Origin of the sequence: Terriglobus sp. ADX1 (assembly GCF_036877645.1) — a bacterium.
Lineage (GTDB): Bacteria > Acidobacteriota > Terriglobia > Terriglobales > Acidobacteriaceae > Terriglobus.
This window is the reverse complement of sequence record NZ_JAEDXV010000008.1, coordinates 137715-158019: the sequence shown is the minus strand read 5'-3', so window position 1 is coordinate 158019 and position 20305 is coordinate 137715. Positions and strand designations below refer to the sequence as shown.

The window sequence follows — 20305 nt, the reverse complement described above, 5'->3', positions numbered from 1 at the left end:
CGTCTTGAAAGGCGGAGACTGCGGTTCGGCTGGCTGTGGCGTGCCCTGCGGCGACGGCCCATGCTGCGCCCAGACGATCCAGCGGCGTCAAGGTATCCAGTGACTTGGCCAGGGAAGTTCGCAGAATGTCGCGCATGGCCTGCATGGTGTGTCTCCTCTCAGCAGCTTACCCGTAGGATGAAGAAGATGCCTGCTCCCTCTCGTGTCTCCCTTCCGTTCAACCGTTCCCTGATGAAGATGGGCGAGCGCATCGCTGTTGCTGTGAGCGGTGGGGCTGATTCCACCGCGCTCCTGCTGGCGTTGCGAGAAGAGGCAGCGGTGTTGGGTATCGGGATTTCCGCGGCGCATCTGCAACACGGCATCCGTGGCGAGGAAGCGGACGGAGACCTGGAGTTTCTGCGCGAACTCTGCTCGCGCCTTGATGTGCCGTTTCATGTTGACCGTGTAGATGTTCCGGCGCAGGCTGCTGGGAATGGAGAGACGATTGAAGAGGCTGCCCGCAATGCGCGTCTGGAATTTTTCGACCGGTTGATGCAGCAGGGGATAGTTCATTCCATTGCCACGGCGCATACGCAGGACGATCAGGCTGAGACGGTGATGATGAAGCTGATCCGCGGCGCATGGACGGAGGGGCTAGGCGGTATCTCGCCGGTGATGGAGCGCGCTTCGGGGAGACTTATTCGGCCTTTGTTGCCTGCGTCGCGTCAGGATGTGCTGGCGTTTTTAAAAAGCCGGAACCAGACGTGGTGTGAGGATTCCACGAACGCCTCCACGGTGTACACCCGGAACCGCGTTCGCGGGGCCTTGATGCCTTTGCTGCGGGAGTTCAACCCTTCCATCGGTGCGACACTTTCTGCCACGGCCGAACTGGCACGGGAGGAACATGCGCGCTGGCAACCGGAGATTGCCCGGTTGCTCCAACAGCTTGTCATGCCCGGGAAACCAGTCCGCGGAGGTGGTCGTGCCGTGGCGACCTCGCCCGAGGAGCAGGGGGTGGCGTTCGAGTTGGAGCGGTTGCGGGGACTGGATTTGCCAACCCGGCGACGCCTGATTCGCGCTGCAGTAGAGCGAATGGGCGTGCGTTTAGGGGCTTCCGAGACTTTGCGCATCCTTATGCTGGCGGGGCTGGCTCCTCCGGAGACGCCGCCAGATCCGACGGTTCCGACGAAGCCGAACAGTCGTCTGCAACTGGCTCACGGGGTGCGTGCCGAGAGGTCGGTCCGGGAGTTGCGACTGGTCCGGGTGAGCGACGGCGGCCCAAACCGGTAAAGGTCTGTCCTGAGTTGTCACAAAAACTATGCTTTCCTTCAACGTACGTTACGGTGCGGGAGTAGAATCGTAGCCATTACGGTGTAATCGTCGCCGAAGCTCTCCGAACCTTACCGTCACTCCATGCGTCTAATCCATGGGCCATGTTTCAAGGCAAGGGAGCCGGTCGTGACGGAGATTTAAACCGATCGCGCCGTGGCCGAAAGAGAAGGGAACCTAACGTTGAATTCCACTGTAAAGACCGTTCTGATCTGGGTGTTGATGATCGCTTGCGTCCTCTCCGTCTGGCAGTTCGTAATGCACAGCGCCACAGGCGGTCATGATTCGGCCATCAGCCTTACGCAGTTGCAGGACTACGCCGACAAGGGTCGCGTCGCTGAAGTTACGGTCAACGGAACTGACGTCACCGGCAAGTTCAAGGATTCGAAAGAGTCCTTCCATACGACGATCCCGGCCAACTACCCCGACCTGTACACCAACCTGCACGACAAGGGCGTCAACGTCACCATCAAGGACCAGTCGAACTCGTTCTGGTTTGCGGCGCTGGTGCAGTTCCTGCCTATGATGCTCATTCTGGGCGTCTTCCTGTTCTTCCTGCGCCAGATGCAGTCGGGCGGCAACAAGGCTCTCAGCTTTGGTAAGAGCCGCGCACGCCTGCTTTCGCTGCAGCAGAAGAAGGTCACGTTCAAGGACGTGGCGGGCGTAGACGAAGCCAAGGAAGAGCTGAAGGAAATCATTGAGTTCTTGCGCGAGGCGCAGAAGTTCCAGAAGCTGGGCGGCCGCATCCCCAAGGGCGTGCTGCTCGTCGGACCTCCGGGAACGGGTAAGACCCTGCTGGCTCGCGCCGTTGCAGGCGAAGCAAACGTGCCGTTCTTCTCCATCTCCGGTTCGGACTTTGTGGAGATGTTCGTCGGCGTGGGCGCATCGCGTGTGCGCGACCTGTTTGAGCAGGGCAAGAAGAATGCTCCGTGCATCATCTTCATCGATGAAATCGATGCAGTGGGCCGCCACCGTGGCGCTGGCCTCGGCGGCGGACACGATGAGCGTGAACAGACGCTGAACCAGTTGCTGGTTGAGATGGACGGCTTCGAATCGAACGAAGGCGTCATCCTGATCGCAGCCACGAACCGTCCTGATGTTCTGGATCCGGCGCTGCTGCGTCCCGGCCGTTTTGATCGCCGCGTCATCGTGGATCGTCCCGATATCCGTGGCCGTGAGGAAGTTCTCAAGGTCCACGCGAAGAAGGTCCCCATGGCGGACGACGTGAACCTGAACATTCTCGCTCGTGGCACACCGGGCTTCAGCGGCGCTGACCTGGCGAACATGGTGAACGAAGCTGCTCTCACGGCCGCTCGTCACAATCGCAAGGCCGTCCACATGTTCGACTTCGAAGTCGCCAAGGACAAGGTCCTGATGGGTGCAGAGCGTAAGAGCATGCTGCTTTCTGATCAGGAGAAGAAGGTGACGGCGTACCACGAAGCCGGCCATACCCTCGTCTCTGCTCTGACGGAGAACAGCGATCCGCTGCACAAGGTCACCATCATTCCGCGCGGTATGGCGCTGGGTGTGACGGTGTACCTGCCGGAAGAGGATCAGCACACCGTCACCAAGGGCTACCTGCAGGCTCGTCTGGCCATGATGATGGGCGGACGTTGCGCCGAGGAAATCTTCCTGAAGGAGATGACCACGGGCGCAGGTAACGACATTGAGCGTGCTACCGATCTGGCGCGCAAGATGGTCTGCGAATACGGCATGTCCAACCTGGGACCCATGACCTACGGCAAGAAGGAAGGTGGCGAAATCTTCCTGGGTCGCGAGATTCAGCAGCACCGTGACTTCTCAGACTCGACGGCGCAGGCCATTGATGCTGAGGTGAAGCGGTTCATGGATGAGGCTTACCGTCACGCCTATAACGTGCTGGATAGCAACCACGACATCATGCATCGTATGAGCCAGCTTCTGCTGGAGCGTGAGACGCTGGATGCCGAGGAGATCAAGCTGATCATCGCAGGCAAGGATCTGCCGCCTATGAAGTCTGCGCTGGCCTACGCTGAACCCGGCGGCGGCGATACGCAGAAGGTGATCAAGCCGGATGCGGGCCGCGCGCCTGGCTTCGGTGAAGGTCGTCCTTCCCCGGCGTAATCTCAGGACGAACATAAGAAAGCCCACTCTTCGGAGTGGGCTTTCTGTTTTGAGTGGATTGCTCGGATCAGATACGCAGGAAGATCTTGCGCTGGAACATCCAGTAGAGAATCAGCCAGTACGTGATCATCACGGCAATGCCCATCATCAGTGGCTCAAGCCCAGCTCCGAAGATCAAGAACGGCCGAAGGCCAAGATTGATCTGAAAGCTGCTGATGATGAACTTCTCCCACAGGTGTGCCATCAGGTAGGCGGCGATGGAGTTCATGCCAACCACCGTAAGCGGGAAGGCCCAGCGACGAATCTGCTTCACCTCAATGAGCCACGTGAATGCAGCGAGGAAGAGGAAGCAGACGCCTCCGCTGAACAGCGTCCATGCAGGTGTCCAGATGCGTTTCACGATGGGACAGATGTGGCTGAAGTGCAACAGCAATCCTGCCGCGATCAGTATGCCAGCGGCCTGCAACATACGGCGTAGGGGAACACCGGGTTCAGCCGCCTTAATCCAACGCCCGCAGGCAAGACCCAGCAACATGGTTCCGAGGGTCGGGATGAAGCTGAGAGTGAGGTAACCGCCACTGTTGTAGAGAAACGGATGCTCACGCGGGAACAGGTTGAGGAACCAGACATCGAAGGCCTGGCCCAGATTGCTGTTCTTATTCCAATGAGCCAGGAAGCCTGTGAAGTTGTGATACCAATCCGCGGGTACGCCGACGGCGGCGTAGTTGAAGTCTGCTCCGGGAAGCGGATACAGCGCCCATGCCGCCCAATATCCAACAAGAATCACGCCCAGTGCTGTCCATTGCCAACGGGGGCGCGCGAAGGCCAGCAGGAAGGCGATTGGATATCCGAGACCGATCTGCGTGAGCGTGTCTTCAAAGGTGAAGTTCGTCATCACGCTATGTGTGGAACGTAGAAAAATGCCGAGGGCTATGAGCAGAATCGCGCGCCACAGCGTATGCAGCATCATGCGTGGGAAGCTCTCGCCTCGACGTAAGCGGCTGGCAATGGAGTAAGGAAGTGCGACACCGACGAGGAAGGTAAAGCCAGGCTGGATGGTGTCGTGCAGCGACATGCCTGCCCACTCCACGTGACTCTGGTTGAAGGCGAGGATTTGCCAGAAGCGACTGTCGGGATAGGCGCGGGAGACAGCGCCAAAGCGCAACACTTCTCCCATCATCAGCAGCATCACCAGACCGCGATAGGCGTCCACTGCAATGTTTCGCCGTGGCGCGTTGCTCTTTGCAGGTTCCGCGCCTGTGGGTTGTTGCGGTGCGGTTTCCAATGTGAGAGAAGCCATTCGGTTCCTTCGTTTTGGTTTGCGATCTATGAAAGCGTCGGTGCGTTTGTGTCTTTGCGAAACGCCAGCAAAACCAGCGCGGTGCCAATGAGCAATGCCGCTGCTGTGCAGGAAAGTCCCACGGCGTAGCTGTGTGTGCGATCTAACAGCCATCCGGTGGCATACGGGCCAAGGAAGCCGCCAATGTTGCCAATGGAATTGATCAGTGCAATGGCAAAGGCTACTGCAGCAGGCGATACGCTCTGGCTCACTCCGGCCCAGAAGATCGGCATGGAGACGTATACGCCAAAGGCTGCGATGGAGATGGCCACCAGCAGCATCGGCAGCGATGGCGCAAACGCGGTCAACAAAAAGCCCGCGCAGCCGGAGAGGAACGATGCTGCGAGTATCCAGCGGCGGTTGCCACCGCGCGAGGCGATGCGATCAGACCATCGGCACCAAGGCAGCAGGGTAATTGCTCCCACGGCATAAGGCAGTGCGTTCAACCAGCCCAGCCAGCGCAGGCTTATGCCGTAGCTGGCAATTAATCTTGGCGTCCAGAAGCCGAGTTCGTAGAGGCCGATCATCAGCATGAAATAGGTTGCCGCTAGCATGGCCAGCAGCCCCATCGGCGCTCGGTCTGAGCTTGTTGCATGGATGGTGGCATTAGCCTCGTCTTCCATGCTCTGCTGCAGCATCTGTTTGTCTTCGTGACTAAGCCAAGTGGCTGTTTCAGGGCCGGCATCGAGTAGCCAAGGCACCGCACATCCAAGAGCGATGGCAGGTATCGCTTCCATCAGAAAGAGCCACTGCCAGCCATGCAGGCCGCCCACGCCGTTCATGCGCAGCAGTGCCGCAGAGATAGGGGAACCGATCACACTGGAGAGCGGAATCGCGAGATACAGCAGGGCAAGTATTCCTGCACGCGCTTTTCCGGGGAGCCATCGTGTCAGGTAATACACAATGCCGGGCAGGAAGCCGGATTCGGCTGCACCGAGCAGGAAACGCAGCGTGATGTACGCGGGGGCACCGTGAACGAACGCGGTCGCACAACCAACAATGCCCCACGTGATCATCAACACTGCGACCCAGCGTGGTGCGCCGACTTTTACGATCATGTAGTTGCTGGGGATCGCCAGCACCATGTAGCCGAGAAAGAAAATGCCTGCAGCAAGACCGTAGGTGGACTCGGAGATGCCGAGGTCGTGGTTCATGGTGAGCGCGGCAAAGCTGACGTTCACGCGGTCAAGAAACGCAACCAGGTACAGCAGTAGCGCCAGCGGCGCCACGCGCAGAGAGATGCGGCGATAGAGCGCAAGTTGTTCGGTGGAATAGGCCACGGCGCAAGCCTACAGGAAGAAACACGAGAAAAGCACATGGCAAATGAGCCCGTGCTTACAGGATTTTCTTGACCCGACGAGCGCGGGGCGAGAGGCTGGTGGGAATACATCTTTCACATAGGAAACGGATCATGAGCATGTCGCGTTTGCGTAGCGCTGCTGTCGCCACGATGTTTTGCGGTGTCACCCTTGCGGCTGTGTCCCAATCAACTGCACCTCAGCAGAATCGTGCTGCTATGGAAACCATGCAGATCCCGAGCCACGGCTCTCTAATGAACGGGCTCGTGTATGTGGCGGAGGGCGCTGGTCCGCACCCAGTGGTCGTGCTACTGCACGGCTTTCCTGGGAACGAACAGAACCTTGATCTGGCACAGGACATGCGTCGCGCCGGATGGGATGTGTTGTTCTTCCACTATCGCGGTGCGTGGGGTTCGCCGGGAGATTATTCGTTTACGCATGTGGTGGAAGATGTCGCTTCCGCTGTGGCTTATGTGCGTGATCCCGCGAATGCGCAGAAGTTGCGTGCAGATAGCAAACACATCGTTCTACTGGGACACAGCGCAGGCGGATTTGCCGCAGTGCAGGCTGGCGCAGCGGATCCGACGATCACCGCAATCGGGTTGATCTCAGCGGCCGATATGGCAGGGAGAATCCCGGAGCATCTGCCGAAGCAGGCCGAACCGGTGGCACTCAAACGAATCAGCGAGGGGCTGGCAATAGAGGGAATGGCTCCGCTGAGTGGCACGTCGCCGGATGCGCTGGCACAGGAAACGCTGGACCATGCTGCGCAGTGGCGCTTTCTTGCTAATGCCAAGGCGCTCTCCACGCGGCCACTCCTGAATGTCACATCGGATGATGGCCTTGCTGGAGTGGATAATGCACTGGCCGAAGCCGTGCGCAAGGATGGAGATGCTGCAGTGACATCCGTGCATTTTGCAACGGATCACTCTTATTCCGACAAGCGTTTGGAGCTATCCGCAACCGTTCTGCAATGGTTGAAGAGCCTGCCGCTGAAGTAGATTACTTCGCGGTGTAGGGCTGTTCGATGGGCAGCTTCTTTGGCGGGTAGCAGGCGGCGTGATCGCAGGCCTGGTAGTACAGCTCGGCTTTGAGCGAGTGCTGGCCAGGCTTTGCCTTCAGGTGGGCAGTCAGTACGACGTCGCCCTGATACACATCCAGCTTCTGCTTGGGTTCAAAGGCAAACGAGAATGGCTCGCCAGCGGGGAAGTCGACGTTCGTCACTTCCGGATCACCTGGAAGCATCGCTACCGTGAGTCGCGTGGGGATGAGCACGTCGCTCTTCGGGGAGTGTGAGTTGATGTGAAAACCGGGATCTACGCGGAAGTGCAGCTTTACAGTCGCAGGCTGATTGGCGGCGATGGACTGCCCGTCCGCGATGAAATCAACATGGCCCTTCTTGGCGGCAGTGGGCTGGCCGACATTCATGCTCTGCGTATGCGCTGGTTTCAGGCCAACGAGCAAAAGCCCGATCACCGCCGCGGCGAGGCGTAACGCATTCAATCCGGTTGCGATGGAGCGCATCTTCATCCTCAGCTTCCTGCCACAATCTTCTGGATGTTGGCCTCAGCCTCTTCCTTGGGTGCTAGGCCGATGGCTTGCGCGACGATCTTGCCGTTGCGGTCAATGTAGAAGGTGGCAGGCAGAACATCCAGGCCGCCATAGGCATCGCCCACCTTCTGATCGCTCATCAGGATGGTGTAATCCACGCCGGTGTTTTCCAGCACCTTCTTGATCTGTGCTTGAATCTCGGGGCTCTTGGCGTCTTCATCTTCGTTGATGCCGACGACCTGCAAGCCCTGCGCGGCGTACTTCTTCTGGAACTCCTCAAACCAGGGCATCTCTACCTTGCACGGGGTGCACCAGGTGGCCCAGAAGTTCAATAGAACGGGCTTTCCCTTGTAGTCGTTCAGAGAGATGCGCTTGCCGGTGTTGCTGGTGAGCGTGAAGATGGCAGCGGGTTTACCGCGGAGGTCCGCCACGGGAGAATCCATGGATGCCGTTGCACCGGGCTTGTCCACGGTGATGGTCATTTGGTGATTTTTCGCGTCAGCTTCCGCGGCGCGGCGCGCCTTCACATTGTGAATGCCGGCCCAGACCAGCACAGCGACGACCACGACAATGATTCCACCGACCAGGGCATTACGCATTTCGACAGAGACCTCAACAGATACAGATGATCTGTACCAGTGTACCGATGCAGAGGATTCTTGGGGTGGCACGAATCGGGCGAAGCGAGCCGGTAGAATGGAGGGACACTTTGCCGCGCACTTTTTGCGGCGCAGAAAGCACACAAAAGCAATGCAACGCTGGTCCAAACTGTTTATTCCCACGCTCCGCGAAGCTCCTGCGGACGCCGAGGTGGCAAGCCACCAGATTCTGCTTCGCGCAGGTTACGTTCGCCAGCTTGGTGCTGGCATCTACAGCTACCTGCCGCTGGCCACGCGCTCCATCAACAAGATCAACGCCATTGTGCGCGAAGAGATGGACAAGATCGGGCAGGAGTTTTTCCTGCCGGCGCTGAACCCGCGTGAAATCTGGGAAGAGAGTGGCCGCTGGACGGGCATGGGCGACAACATGTTCCGCCTGAAGGACCGTAAGGGCGCAGACCTGTGCCTGGGCATGACGCACGAGGAGATTATGACCTCCATCGCGCGTAACGAAATCCGCAGCTATAAGCAGTTACCGCAAATCTGGTACCAGATTCAGACGAAGTTCCGCGACGAACCCCGCCCGAAATCGGGCCTTCTGCGCGTGCGCCAGTTCACCATGAAGGACGCGTATTCGTTCGATATTGACCAGGCCGGTCTGGACCATAGCTACGACCTGCATGATGCCGCTTACCGCCGTATCTTCACGCGTTGCGGTCTGGAGTTTGTCGGAGTTGAGGCCGATTCAGGGGCAATGGGCGGATCGCAGTCGCAGGAATTCATGGTCTACACCGAAGCCGGTGAGGACTGGATTGCCTCAGCGCGCAATGATGCTGGCGAAGTTGTTTACGCTGCGAACATTGAGAAAGCTACGTCAAAGCTGGAAGCTGTCGCTGATCTGGAAGCAACGGCGGGTGCTCCGGAGTTAGTGCATACGCCCGGACAGCGCACGATTGACGAAGTGGGCGAGTTCCTGAAGGTGGAAAAAGTTCACCAGATCAAGACCATGGCCTACATGGCCACGTGGCCTGCGGATGCAAAGGGTGTGGTGAAGACTCGCTCGCTGGTTGTTTTCCTGCGTGGCGACCACCAGCTGAACGAGGCCAAGCTAGGCGCGCTGGTGGCTGGTGCTGAGTTGCGTCCCATGGTGCCGGAGGAGATTGAGGCGACTTTCAATGCTCCTGCGGGCTATCTTGGACCGATTGGCGTGGTTGCAGCTGAGGCTGGCGATGACAAGGGCATCATGGTAATTCTGGATGCCGCACTGGAAGGCCGCGCGAACCTGATTGCAGGTGCGAACAAGGAGGAATACCACCTTCGCAACGTGACCCCGGGCCGTGACTTTACGGCGACCGTCATCGCTGATGTGCGCAACATCAACGAGGGCGAGGCTGATCCGGTTGCAGGCATTGCGTTGCGTTTGGGCAAGGCTGTGGAGATTGGCCACATCTTCAAGCTGGGTTACAAGTACAGCGAGAGTATGGGCGCGCGTGTTCTGGATAAGAATGGCAAGGAAACCACGCCGATCATGGGCTCGTATGGCATTGGCATTGAGCGCATTCTGACCGCTGCGATTGAACAGTCAGCCGCGAAGAACGGCAAGAACGACAAGGGCGAATGGAGCTATGTTCTGCCTGCGTCGATTGCGCCGTTTGAAGTGGTGGTGACGGTAACGAAGCAGACGGATGCAGCGCTGGCAGAGGCAGGCGAGAAGATTGCTGCCGAACTGGAAGCTGCTGGTTTTGATGTTCTGCTGGATGACCGTGACGGTTCTGCTGGCGTGAAGTTCAAGGATGCAGATCTGATCGGTGTGCCGTATCGCGTGACCATCGGCAAGCGTCTTGCTGAGGGCTTTGTGGAGTTGGTGGATCGCCTTCAGGGACGGACAGAAGATGTCGCTGTTGCCGAGGTCGTTACGGCATTGAAAGCAGCGCGCAAGCAGCAAGCCTAAGCGGGACGAAATACGTCCAAGAGCAAGGAAGAAGCAGGGGAGGACGATTGGCAGTCAAGCTTAAGCTCGGTAGCAAGCGTTACGATCACGAGGGCATTCCGGTGCATCACGGCACGGATCGTCCGTTATGGAAGCGCGCTGTCATGGCGCTTCTGATCGTGGCGCTGGCGTGTCTTCTGCTTGGCGCCATCATCTTCGGTTATTACTACAACCACTATCAGAAAGTGGTGGATGACCGGCTCAACAATGGGCCGCTCTTCGCCTCCACAGCGCAGATTTATGCTGCGCCGCGCGAGATCCGTCCGGGGCAGGGAATGACTGCGGCATCCATTGCGCAGGACCTGCATCGTGCTGGTTACAACACCAATACACAGCTTGGTACCTTCAGGGTTTCGGGCGACAGCATCTCCATCAAGCCGGGACCGGCATCGTTCCACAACACGGACGGCGCAACGATCAACACCAGCGGTGGCACGGTGCAGAGCATTACCGCTGAGAATGGTGTTGCGCTGCGTGCGTATGAGTTGGAGCCGCAACTCATCACAGGTCTAAGCGAAGACAAGAACCGCATCAAGCGCAGACTGGTGACATACGACCAGATTCCGAAGCAGTTGGTGCAGGCTGTTACTGCCATTGAAGACCGCAGGTTCTTCGAACACAACGGACTGAACTTTGGCCGGTTGGTGAAATGCGGTGTGCAGGATGCTCTAACCCAGCACTTTTCCTGCGGTGGCTCTACATTAACGCAGCAGTTGGCGCGTGGCTTTTTCCTTTCACCGGAAAAGCACCTCAAGCGCAAGCTGATCGAAATCATGATCACCCTGCAGTTGGAATCGCGCTTCAACAAGCAGCAGATCTTTGAGATGTATGCCAACCAGATCAACCTGGGGCAGCGTGGTTCGTTTGCCATCAATGGTTTTGGTGAGGCATCGCAGGCGTACTTTGGCAAGGATCTTCGCCAGTTAGATGTGGCGGAGTGTGCGCTGCTGGCGGGTATTATTCAGCGGCCCAACTACTTCAATCCGTTTCGTCACCCGGAGCGTGCTCTGGAGCGCCGCAACATCGTGTTGCGCTCGATGATTGAAACAGGTGCCTTGACGCCTCAGGAAGAAGAACGCGCAGAAGCGGAGCCGATTCGCCTTGCAACGCAGAATGTGGATGCGAGCGAAGCGCCATATTTTGTCGATCTGGTGCATGACCAGTTGCAACAGCGTCTTGGCGATCAGGCCACCAGCGGCACGCTTCGCATCTATACATCCCTTGATCCGGACTTGCAGAAGGCTGCAGCGGAGTCTGTAGCAGAGATGATGCCGCGCATTGATGAGATCATTCGCAAGCGCCACAAGGGCGATACGCCGATCAAGTATCCGCAGGTGTCCCTCATCGCACTGGATCCGCACACAGGGCAGGTGCTGGCGTTGGTTGGCGGACGCAACTACGGCTTTTCGCAGTTGAACCACGCACTGTCGAGCCGACCCACCGGATCGATCTTTAAACCTCTGGTCTACGCAACTGCGTTTTCGCAGAGCGTGAATGGGATGCAGTTGGGTGATAGCGGAACCTTCACTGCACTCACACCGCTGAACGACGATCCGCAAGACTTTGGCACGGGTGGTCGTTCCTATACACCGGGCAACTTTGAGCGCGGTGAGTATCCCGGTATGGTGACAGCCGCCACTGCGCTGGAGCATTCGCTCAACATAGCAACTATCTCCCTGGCGCAGCGTGTGGGCTATGAGAATGTGGCAGCAATGGCTCGCTCTGCTGGCATCGCTTCTGCGAAACCTACGCCTTCAGTGGCGATTGGAACTTATAGCGCGACGCCGATGGATATGGCGGGTGTGTATACCGTGTTTGCCAATGGAGGCGTACATCTGAATCCATGGCTGCTGGCAAGTGTGCGCAATGACAAGGGTGATATCGTCGCAGACTTCACACCTGAAGCGCGGCAGGTGATGGATCCTAAAGCTGCCTACCTTACGCAATCACTCATGGAAGGCGTAATGACGCGCGGTACTGCAGCGGGTGTCCGTGGGATGGGCTTCACCGCGCCGGCTGCCGGCAAGACGGGTACATCGCACGACGTGTGGTTTGCTGGTTATTCTTCAAACCTGCTCTGCATTGTGTGGATTGGTAACGACGACTACACCGACATCTCCGACAACCTGACCAAGAAGGTCCAGGGCGCGGATACGGCTGCGCCTATTTGGGCAGACTTTATGAAGCGCGCGATCAAGCTGCCCCAGTATAGCGATATGAAGGCCTTCGCTGCACCACCCGCAGGCGTGACGAATTATCCCATCGATCTCAGCACCAATCTGATTGCGGATGGAAGCTGCTCCGGTAAGACCGCGACGATGGCATTCCTGGATGGCTCGCAACCGCACAACAGTTGCAGTCACATGGGGGACGGTTCTGGCTTGATGAATAGCCTGTTTGGCACAAACAGCGATACGGCTGGAACCAGCGTGAATGGTGGCGGAATCAATAACGGCTCGCAACCCGCCAATGGTTCGCAGCCTGCTGTGGGACCGGATGGACAGCCGCAGCAGCACCGCAACTTCTTCCAGAAGATGTTTGGTCTCGGCAAACACAACGACGACAATACGCAGCAGCAGCCGCCTGCGACACCGCCAGCGCCCAATACTCCACACTGAGACCACGAACGGAATGCAGCATTACGCTGAGTTACTTCATCCTGATGGCACGCAGTTTCCTCCCGATCTCACCGCGCTGAAGCTGGGCGTGGCGCTGGCGATTGGTCTGCTGATTGGATTCGAACGTCAGTGGTCAAACAAGGAGTTTGGTGTTCGCACTTTCAGCCTCAGCGCCATGCTGGGCGTGCTGACTTCGTTCCTTTCACCCGCGATGCAGGTGATGGGCATGGTGGGTGTCATTATGCTGGCCATCATGCTGAACGTGCGCGACATCATGGAGTCGAAGTCTGTTGAGGGCACAACCTCCGCAGCTTTGATGGTCACGTTTGTTCTGGGAGTGCTCTCAGGGCAGGGACACGTTTTTACCGCGATTGCCGGAGCCATTCTGACGACATGGCTGCTCTCGCTGAAGCCACAGTTTCGTGCATTGACCGGCGGCGTTACGACCGAGGAGATGCGTAGTGCGCTGCTTCTTGGATTGTTTGGTTTCATCATCTGGCCTTTGCTGCCGAATCACTTTGTGGATCCGTGGCATCTGTTGCAGCCGAGGCAGGCGTGGCTGACGGTTCTTGTGGTCGCCAGCATTGGCTTCCTGAATTACATTTTGCTACGCCTGTATGGATCGAAGGGTGTGACCCTATCTGCTGTGCTGGGCGGACTGGTGAACTCCACGGCTGCTGTTGTGGAACTTGCTACGACGCTGCCTGCTGCTGGCATGCTGCGCGAGACGGGAGTTGCCGTAACGTACACCACGGTGGCCATGCTTGTGCGCAACCTGGCACTGCTGGCGATCTTTGGCGGTAATGCTGCGGCTCAGCAGGCTTTCTTGCCGATGGCTGGAATGCTCGCAGTGGCAGGTGCCTATATCTGGCTGCAACGGCGCGCCGCGGATGATCAGACGGGCGTTTCACTGAATCTGGATTCGCCGATTTCGGTTTCAAAGGTAAGCCGCTTTGGCGCCCTGTTCCTACTGATTCAGATCTTTGGAACACTAGCTACGCGCTGGCTTGGCAGCGAAGGTTTGCTGGTGGTCAGCTTTATCGGCGGCGCTGTTTCCAGCGCCAGCAGTACTGCCGCTGCTGCGAATCTTGTAGCGCATGGAGACGCAAGTGCCACGCAGGGCGCGATGGCTGCGATTGTTACCTCTATGGTGAGTGCAGCAGCGAATCTACCGTTGCTTTACCGCCAAACCCAGGCACGCCCCATTGTGCGCAGCGTTGCGATTTGGACAGCGATCGAGATCGGAGTTGGCATCGCATTGCTGCTGCTGCAAGTTCACCTGCAACATGCGGGTGTGCTGCAGATGGGAAAGTTTTAGGACTGACCAGCCAGATAGGCCTTTGAATTCAGCAGAGGACGTTCCATGGAACGCGAGAAGTCTGTGACTTCATCGGGTTGCTTTCCGCTTTCTACTGCCTTCGCAAATTCCGCACGCATGTTCTGCATCTTCGCTTCCAGATCATCGATAGCGCTGAAGACAAGCGCTTCCGGTGTCATGGGAAGCTTCGGCGAACCGAACTCAAACTTGCCGTGATGCGACAGGATCATGTGTTCCACCAAAATGCGCAGGCGATCCGGGAAGCCAGGGATGGCAGCGATCTTTTCCTGCAACATACGGATGGCGATGGTGATGTGACCCAGCAGTTGGCCTTCCGTGGTGTACGAGAAGCTGGACTTCCATGCGAGTTCACGCACCTTGCCAAAGTCATGCAAAATAGCGCCCGTCATCAGCAGATCGGGGTCGACTTCATCTGCATATTGCGGTGCAACGCGTGCGCAGAGACGTAACAGAAAAACCACATGCTCCAGCAATCCGCCAATCCATGCGTGGTGCAGTACTTTTGCTGCCGGTGCAGAGCGAAAGGCTGGTCCAAGTTCAGGATCATCCAGAAAGCTGCGCACCAGTTGCTGCAGCCACGGATTGCGAAAGCCCGCCACATAGCCGTTTAACTCAGTCCACAAAGCGTCCACGTCATACTGCGTTGCGGGCTGGAAGTCGGTGACGTCAATCTCTTCTTCTGTGGCTGGGCGCATCTTCTGAAGGTTGATCTGGAATCGGCCGTTGTAGCGTTCAATTCGGCCCATCGCCTTCACATAGCAGCCTGCGGTGCAGGTCGCGAGCGCTTCTGCGATTTCGTCCCACATGCGTGCGTCAAAGCTTCCGGTTCGATCGCTTAGTGTCAGAGCAAGATATTGCCCACCACCCTTTTTGTCTCGCGCCGACATCTGCGACAGCAAAAAGTAAGAGGTGACAACGGCGTTTTCATACGTCGCCGCATCGGCAATATAGAAGTCCTTCATGCATCCAGCATAATAGTGCGACGACAATGCCAGCATTGCCAGGAATGGTTCTTGCAGAGAGCGTGGGTGGTGAAGCTATAATCGGCACACTGAGCGGGAGTAGTTCAGTGGCAGAACGTCAGCTTCCCAAGCTGAATGTCGCCGGTTCGATCCCGGTCTCCCGCTCCAGTTTTCTTTTTGTTCGGGCCGCTTCGGACTGCTTGCGATATACCTTCTTCATGCGTATTCCTCTTTCTCTGCTTGCTGCTGCGGCTATTGCTGTATCGCCGTGTGCATCTGCGCAAATGGCTGTGATGGATACCTCAATGGGACGCGTGACTTGCCATCTGTTCGCAGATGGTAAGCCTGCAACTACCGCCATGTTTGTCGGATTGGCGAAGGGCACCATTGCATGGGATGGTAGCGTTGGGAAGCCGTTTTATGACGACACAGTGCTGCGTGGCAGTTCCGGCGCCATATCTGGTGGATTGCGAACGGGTGTTACGGTGAAGGCGCTTGGAGATACTCCGCTCGAAGATCCGAGCGATCGGAATTTTGACGCACCGGGACTACTGGCGATGATTGGTGAGAAGGGAAAGATGACTCCCCGATTCACGATTCTGGATCATGCCAATGCGGAATCCGATTCGCCGAATCGTTCCATCTTCGGCCTGTGTGATGCGGCATCCACCAAGGTAGTGGAGGATATCTCGCATCGGCTGACGTCCGCTGATAACCATCCTTCCGCAGAGGTGAAGTTGCTGCGAGTATCGATTGTGGACGATGCTTCCACTGCTCCACCGCCGTTGAGTTTGCCGCCTTTGCCGCAGGTTGTGGAAGCGAAGTTGCAAGGGCCAGAACCCACAGGACGCATGGCAGTCTTTCATACCTCCATGGGAAACCTGACCTGCCGTCTGTTTGAAAAGGAATCGCCTATTGCTGTGCAGACGTTTGTTGGTTTGGTAGAGGGAACGAAGGATTGGACGAATCCCAAGACACATGCAGTTGAACATGGTGTGCGCTTTTACGATGGCATGATCTTTGACCGTGTTCTGCCGGATTTCGTGATCCAGACAGGCGACATTACCAACGATCCCAGTGGCGCCACTGACATCGGATTTCGCTTTAAGAATGAGGACACGCCGGGGCTCACCTATGATCGTCCGGGCCGCTTGGCTTTCGGCAACAATGGCAAAGACACCAACAACAGCGAGCTCTTTTTCTCAGAACATCTCATGCATCGTCTGGATAGCGGATTCACCATCATTGGGCAATGTGATGAGGCGTCGGTGAAGCGCATTGAGGCAATTGCCCGTGTGCCGCGCGATGAGCACAATCGCCCTCTGACGCCAGTGATCATCCGCAGCGTGACGATTCATAAGTAGACGAAATAAGAAAGGCCGCCAGAGTTGGCGGCCTTTCTCTTGATCGTTAAAGAAAAACTACTGAATGCTTGCTGTCTTTGTTTCACGCGACTTGTCGCTGCGCTCTTCCAGTGCCAGAGCTTCCGGCATGAAGGTGAGCGCCTTGGCGATAGCAGGATCCTCATCGCGAGCGACTTTGAACCCGGCATTCGCACCAAACTGCGAGATGAAAAGCTGGCTGCGAATGTTGGTCTTCAGCCACGCCTGATTCGTGTTGAAGTCGGCGTCGGTGTAGTCAATCTTCTCGGACTTCAGGTAGCTCTTGAAGTCGGCGAGAACCGCGTCATCCACTACGAAGTCCTTCGATACGGTGTGATGTGCCAGGTAGCGCTTCATGTATTCGAAGAAGACGCCGTGCGACAACATCGTGCCCTGGAAGGAGTTTGCACGAGGTGATTCGATCTTCTCGTCCGGTGTGATGCCGCCACCACCGTAGACGGTACGGCCGCTATCCGTTTGCTTCACTTCAAGGTTCGACTTGTCGGCTGGCTTGGCGTCGTTGCGGACGTAGTAGTAGTCATAGAGCGAAACGCCGTTGTAATCACGCTGGATGAGGCGGCCGCTTGGCGTGTAGTAGTGATAGGTCGTCAGGGCCAGGCCGGTGTTTTCAGCAATCTGGAACACTGTCTGTACCAGGCCCTTACCGAAGGTGGTTTCACCCACGATCAGAGCGCGATCATGATCCTGTAGGGCACCGGAGACGATCTCCGCAGCGGATGCCGTGTTGCGGTTCACCAGAACGATGATGGGATAACGCTTGCCCTGTTCGCCGTGGTTGGCGCGGTAGACGACGTCCTGGAAGCTGCGTCCCTTCTGGCTGACGACGATGTCGCCTTTGTTCAGGAACTTGTCGCTCATGGCCACGGCTTCATTCAACAGACCGCCGGGATTGCCACGCAGGTCAATGATCAGACCCTGAAGGTCGGGACCGAACTTGGCAAGAGCGTCACCTACTTCATGTGACGTGGTTTCCATGAATTGCGTGACATGAATATAGCCAATTCCGGGGCGGATGAAGTCGGCCAGATCGACCGAGGGACGCGGAATTTCGTCACGCACCAGGTCAAAGCTGATCGGCTTGTCCTGACCTTCGCGCAGCATCTGGACGGTGACGTGCGTTCCCTTGGCACCCTTTAGCAGGTTGCTCACCGCAAGGGAATCCATGCCGTCGGCATTCTTGCCGTCGATGGTCAGAATGGCGTCGCCGGGGCGAATGCCGGACTTGAAGGCGGGGGAACCGTCAAAGGTGTCAATCACGACCACGCGCTGCACGCCATCCTTATTAAGCTGGGGCTGGATGTGCATGCCCACGCCGTAGTAACGGCCGTGCTGATCCTCGCGCATTTGCGCGTAAGCCTTTGGATCGTAGAAGTTGGAGTGCGGGTCCAGCACGTGGAGCATGCTCGGGATCGCGCCGTCATAGATGATCTTGTCGACGTGGTCCTGGTCCAGCTTGTCCGCGTAATTTTGCTCCACCAGGGAGTACACGTCAGTGAACTGATGCAGGCTGTCGCGTACGGCACTCTCGTCCGTGGTGGACTGGGCGTTCACGCTGTTATTCACCAGCGAGCCGCCGACCGCGCACGTGGCGAAGAACAGCGAAAGAGAAACTACGGCGCGGCGGGTGCGTGTGGACATGCGGTATCGGTACCTCAGCTTGCTGCTTCGACCACTCCTCCAGACCGCAAAGAGCGCTCCAGAGTATGACGGAGTATAGCACCGGTACGTCACCCGGCGCGGGCCGATCGTCCGCCGATTTCTATCTCGCGAAACGCTCCAGCGTCTCCTTTATCTGCCCCGAGACTTGTAGAATGAGAGGATGGTTTGGACGATGACGATGGTTTGCCTTCGCTCGTCTAACACCGTGCGGGTCAGTGTGCCCGTTTCCAAGTCTCTCCGCAGGTACGCATGACCGAATTGAACAGGCTGTTCCGCGCCGGCATCTATGCCGGAGTTCTTCTCTCCACCGCTGCCGTGGCTGTAGCGCAGACTGCGCCGCAGAACATGCCGCGTCCGCGTTACCAGTCGCCAGGCGTGCCGCAGGCACAGCAGATTGCCGAGCCCACGCCGCAGTTCTCCTTGCCGGTTACGCCCTCCATTACGCCGAATGCAACTGTGGTGGAAGACATTGTGGTTCGCGTCAATGACCAGATCATTTCGCGGTCTGATGTGGAACGTGCCGAGCAGCAGTTGCAACAGGAACTGGCATCCAGCCGTGGCAACGCGGGCGATCCTGCGGAACGCCAGAAGAACCTCCTGCGCGACCTCATCGATCAGCAGTTGCTGCTGTCGAAGGGCAAGGAACTCGGCCTGAATCCGGATGCCGAAGTTGTCCGCCGCATGGACGATATCCGTAAGCAGAACAACTTCCCCTCCATGGAAGCGCTGGAAGCTGCCATTCGCCAGCAGGGCCTGTCGGTTGAAGACTTCAAGGCAAACATCCGCAACAACATCATTACCAGCGAAGTGATCCGCGACGAAGTGGGTCGCAGCCTGAGCGGCAAGATCTCTGGTCCGGCTCTGCGCGAATATTACGAGCAGCACAAGGCCGATTTTGTTCAGCCGGAGCAGGTGCGGCTGTCGGAAATCCTGGTTCCCACTGCAGCAAACGCAGACGATACGCAGATTGAAGCAGCACAGAAGTCGGCGCAGGGCATTTACGACAAGCTCAAGGGCGGCGCGGATTTCGCTGCCACGGCCAAGTCTTCGTCGGGTGGCCCGACGGCGGCGCAGGGGGGCGATCTAGGCCAGTTCAAGCATGGCGCATTGGCGCAGGTGCTGGAAGAAAAGACGTTTCCGCTACCTGTGGGCGGCTTTACAGAACCCATCCGCACCCGTCAGGGTTACGTCATTCTGAAGGTGACGGAGCATCAGCAGGCAGGTTCTCCGCCGCTGGATCAGATTGAAGGCGATGTCCAGAACGCCATGTATCAGGAGGCCATTCAGCCTGCTCTGCGTGCGTATCTGACCAAGCTGCGTGAAGAAGCTTATCTGGATGTGCGTCAGGGATTTGTGGACAGCGGAGCCAGCGCAAAGCAGACGAAGCCTGTGTTCTCCGCGTATGTGCCACCTGCTCCGAAGAAGAAGCAGGTTGAGAAGCAGCGCATGGACGAGCGCAAGCGAGCTCAGGTCCTTGCTACCGCTACACCTGCTACGCAGGAGCTGGATAAGAACGGCAAGCCAAAGAAGATTAAGCGCGAAAAGATTCGCTACGGACAGGCTCCGCGCACGGCGTTGCCGGAAGGTACTGCCGATGGCGATGCTGCAAACGCAGCTACCAGCGCGGCTGCGCCGGGACAAGCTATCAGCCCGCTGCAGGAATCCACGAACACCGTAGCGGCGAATGCTCCTGACGAGACGGATCCGATGGCTCCCAAGGCTGACAAGCAGAAGAAGACTCGCTACGCCAGCCGCGAAGTGGAAGTAAAGCAGAAGAAGGCAAACGTCCAGAAGGCTAAGGTTCTTGAAAAGGTCAAGGCGACGCCAGTCGCTGCGACATCTGTAGAGAAGCAGGATAAGTCTGTGCAGTCTAATGCGCTGGGCTTGAACGGCAGTACTGCAGATAAGAAGAAAAAGCCGAAACGCCAGAAGGGCGAGCCGAAGGAACGCCTACAGGAAAAAACGGTTGAGAAGCCAGCGCCGCTGGATGACAACGGTCTTCCTGATCGTCTGCATCAGGTAAATGGTCCGAGCAAGCCTGCGACTGACAGCAGTGCTGCAGGGACTTCGACGAAGCCCGCTGGCGATACAACGCAGCCTGCTCCCGCAGACAAGCCTCAACAGTAGTTACGTTCA

General features: G+C 57.6%; 14 protein-coding genes and 1 tRNA gene. 9 read left to right on the top strand and 6 right to left on the bottom strand.

The window, feature by feature from the left end; translation table 11 throughout:
- Positions 1-186: 186 nt before the first annotated feature.
- Complete coding sequence (tilS, locus tag JAO32_RS07650) at positions 187-1269, top strand: tRNA lysidine(34) synthetase TilS (protein ID WP_334239109.1); 1083 nt, start codon at positions 187-189, stop codon at positions 1267-1269.
- A 222-nt stretch (positions 1270-1491) separates the two neighbouring features.
- Positions 1492-3411, top strand: coding sequence for an ATP-dependent zinc metalloprotease FtsH (gene ftsH / locus JAO32_RS07645; RefSeq protein ID WP_334239107.1), 1920 nt, complete (start codon positions 1492-1494; stop codon positions 3409-3411).
- Positions 3412-3478: 67 nt separating this feature from the next.
- Here the strand turns inward: ftsH and JAO32_RS07640 are convergent, their stop codons facing one another.
- Both JAO32_RS07640 and JAO32_RS07635 read right to left on the bottom strand, forming a co-directional pair.
- Positions 3479-4711 carry an acyltransferase family protein gene (locus tag JAO32_RS07640; RefSeq protein ID WP_334239105.1) on the bottom strand — a complete coding sequence of 411 codons (1233 nt, stop codon included), beginning with the start codon at positions 4709-4711 and terminating at the stop codon, positions 3479-3481.
- Positions 4712-4737: 26 nt separating this feature from the next.
- A complete protein-coding gene (locus JAO32_RS07635) occupies positions 4738-6030 on the bottom strand; it encodes an MFS transporter (protein WP_334239103.1) in 1293 nt (430 codons plus the stop codon).
- Between the two features lie 131 nt (positions 6031-6161).
- On the opposite strand from JAO32_RS07635, the gene JAO32_RS07630 reads away from it, so the two are divergent.
- Complete coding sequence (locus tag JAO32_RS07630) at positions 6162-7049, top strand: alpha/beta hydrolase family protein (protein ID WP_334239101.1); 888 nt, start codon at positions 6162-6164, stop codon at positions 7047-7049.
- 1 nt (position 7050) lies between these two features.
- Here JAO32_RS07630 and JAO32_RS07625 read toward each other — a convergent pair whose 3' ends face one another.
- Together JAO32_RS07625 and JAO32_RS07620 are read right to left on the bottom strand one after the other, a co-directional pair.
- Positions 7051-7578 (bottom strand): protein-disulfide reductase DsbD N-terminal domain-containing protein, encoded by a 528-nt coding sequence (locus JAO32_RS07625; RefSeq protein WP_334239099.1) that lies wholly within the window; start codon positions 7576-7578, stop codon positions 7051-7053.
- Between the two features lie 2 nt (positions 7579-7580).
- Positions 7581-8198: a TlpA family protein disulfide reductase gene (locus JAO32_RS07620; RefSeq protein ID WP_334239096.1), complete on the bottom strand. Its 618-nt coding sequence runs from the start codon at positions 8196-8198 to the stop codon at positions 7581-7583.
- 151 nt (positions 8199-8349) lie between these two features.
- Here JAO32_RS07620 and JAO32_RS07615 point away from each other — a divergent pair, with 151 nt between their 5' ends.
- The 3 genes from JAO32_RS07615 to JAO32_RS07605 are packed head-to-tail and all read left to right on the top strand — an operon-like array spanning position 8350 to position 14124.
- Complete coding sequence (locus tag JAO32_RS07615) at positions 8350-10149, top strand: proline--tRNA ligase (RefSeq protein ID WP_334239094.1); 1800 nt, start codon at positions 8350-8352, stop codon at positions 10147-10149.
- A gap of 47 nt (positions 10150-10196) precedes the next feature.
- A complete protein-coding gene (locus tag JAO32_RS07610; RefSeq protein ID WP_334239092.1) occupies positions 10197-12806 on the top strand; it encodes a transglycosylase domain-containing protein in 2610 nt (869 codons plus the stop codon).
- Between the two features lie 13 nt (positions 12807-12819).
- Positions 12820-14124 (top strand): MgtC/SapB family protein, encoded by a 1305-nt coding sequence (locus JAO32_RS07605; protein ID WP_334239090.1) that lies wholly within the window; start codon positions 12820-12822, stop codon positions 14122-14124.
- Here the strand turns inward: JAO32_RS07605 and JAO32_RS07600 are convergent.
- Positions 14121-15107: a 3'-5' exoribonuclease YhaM family protein gene (locus JAO32_RS07600; RefSeq protein ID WP_334239088.1), complete on the bottom strand. Its 987-nt coding sequence runs from the start codon at positions 15105-15107 to the stop codon at positions 14121-14123. The two genes, JAO32_RS07605 and JAO32_RS07600, sit on opposite strands and share 4 nt — an antisense overlap.
- A gap of 93 nt (positions 15108-15200) precedes the next feature.
- Between JAO32_RS07600 and JAO32_RS07595 the strand changes: the two genes are divergently transcribed.
- Positions 15201-15275 (top strand) — tRNA-Gly (locus JAO32_RS07595).
- Between the two features lie 50 nt (positions 15276-15325).
- Positions 15326-16471, top strand: a complete 1146-nt coding sequence (locus JAO32_RS07590) for a peptidylprolyl isomerase (protein WP_334239086.1) — start codon at positions 15326-15328, stop codon at positions 16469-16471.
- A 57-nt stretch (positions 16472-16528) separates the two neighbouring features.
- Here the strand turns inward: JAO32_RS07590 and JAO32_RS07585 are convergent, their stop codons facing one another.
- Positions 16529-18148, bottom strand: coding sequence for a S41 family peptidase (locus tag JAO32_RS07585; RefSeq protein WP_334239084.1), 1620 nt, complete (start codon positions 18146-18148; stop codon positions 16529-16531).
- Between the two features lie 270 nt (positions 18149-18418).
- Here JAO32_RS07585 and JAO32_RS07580 point away from each other — a divergent pair, with 270 nt between their 5' ends.
- Positions 18419-20296, top strand: coding sequence for a peptidylprolyl isomerase (locus JAO32_RS07580; protein WP_334239082.1), 1878 nt, complete (start codon positions 18419-18421; stop codon positions 20294-20296).
- Positions 20297-20305 lie beyond the last annotated feature (9 nt).

Bases quoted from the DNA above. Each gene is read 5' to 3' on its own strand.
- JAO32_RS07620 (WP_334239096.1), bottom strand. From the start codon at position 8,198: ATGCGTAATGCCCTGGTCGGTGGAATCATTGTCGTGGTCGTCGCTGTG.
- JAO32_RS07580 (WP_334239082.1), top strand. From the start codon at position 18,419: ATGACCGAATTGAACAGGCTGTTCCGCGCCGGCATCTATGCCGGAGTT.
- JAO32_RS07600 (WP_334239088.1), bottom strand. From the start codon at position 15,107: ATGAAGGACTTCTATATTGCCGATGCGGCGACGTATGAAAACGCCGTT.
- JAO32_RS07585 (WP_334239084.1), bottom strand. From the start codon at position 18,148: ATGTCCACACGCACCCGCCGCGCCGTAGTTTCTCTTTCGCTGTTCTTC.
- JAO32_RS07605 (WP_334239090.1), top strand. From the start codon at position 12,820: ATGCAGCATTACGCTGAGTTACTTCATCCTGATGGCACGCAGTTTCCT.
- JAO32_RS07625 (WP_334239099.1), bottom strand. From the start codon at position 7,578: ATGAAGATGCGCTCCATCGCAACCGGATTGAATGCGTTACGCCTCGCC.
- JAO32_RS07630 (WP_334239101.1), top strand. From the start codon at position 6,162: ATGAGCATGTCGCGTTTGCGTAGCGCTGCTGTCGCCACGATGTTTTGC.
- JAO32_RS07640 (WP_334239105.1), bottom strand. From the start codon at position 4,711: ATGGCTTCTCTCACATTGGAAACCGCACCGCAACAACCCACAGGCGCG.
- JAO32_RS07615 (WP_334239094.1), top strand. From the start codon at position 8,350: ATGCAACGCTGGTCCAAACTGTTTATTCCCACGCTCCGCGAAGCTCCT.
- JAO32_RS07590 (WP_334239086.1), top strand. From the start codon at position 15,326: ATGCGTATTCCTCTTTCTCTGCTTGCTGCTGCGGCTATTGCTGTATCG.
- tilS (WP_334239109.1), top strand. From the start codon at position 187: ATGCCTGCTCCCTCTCGTGTCTCCCTTCCGTTCAACCGTTCCCTGATG.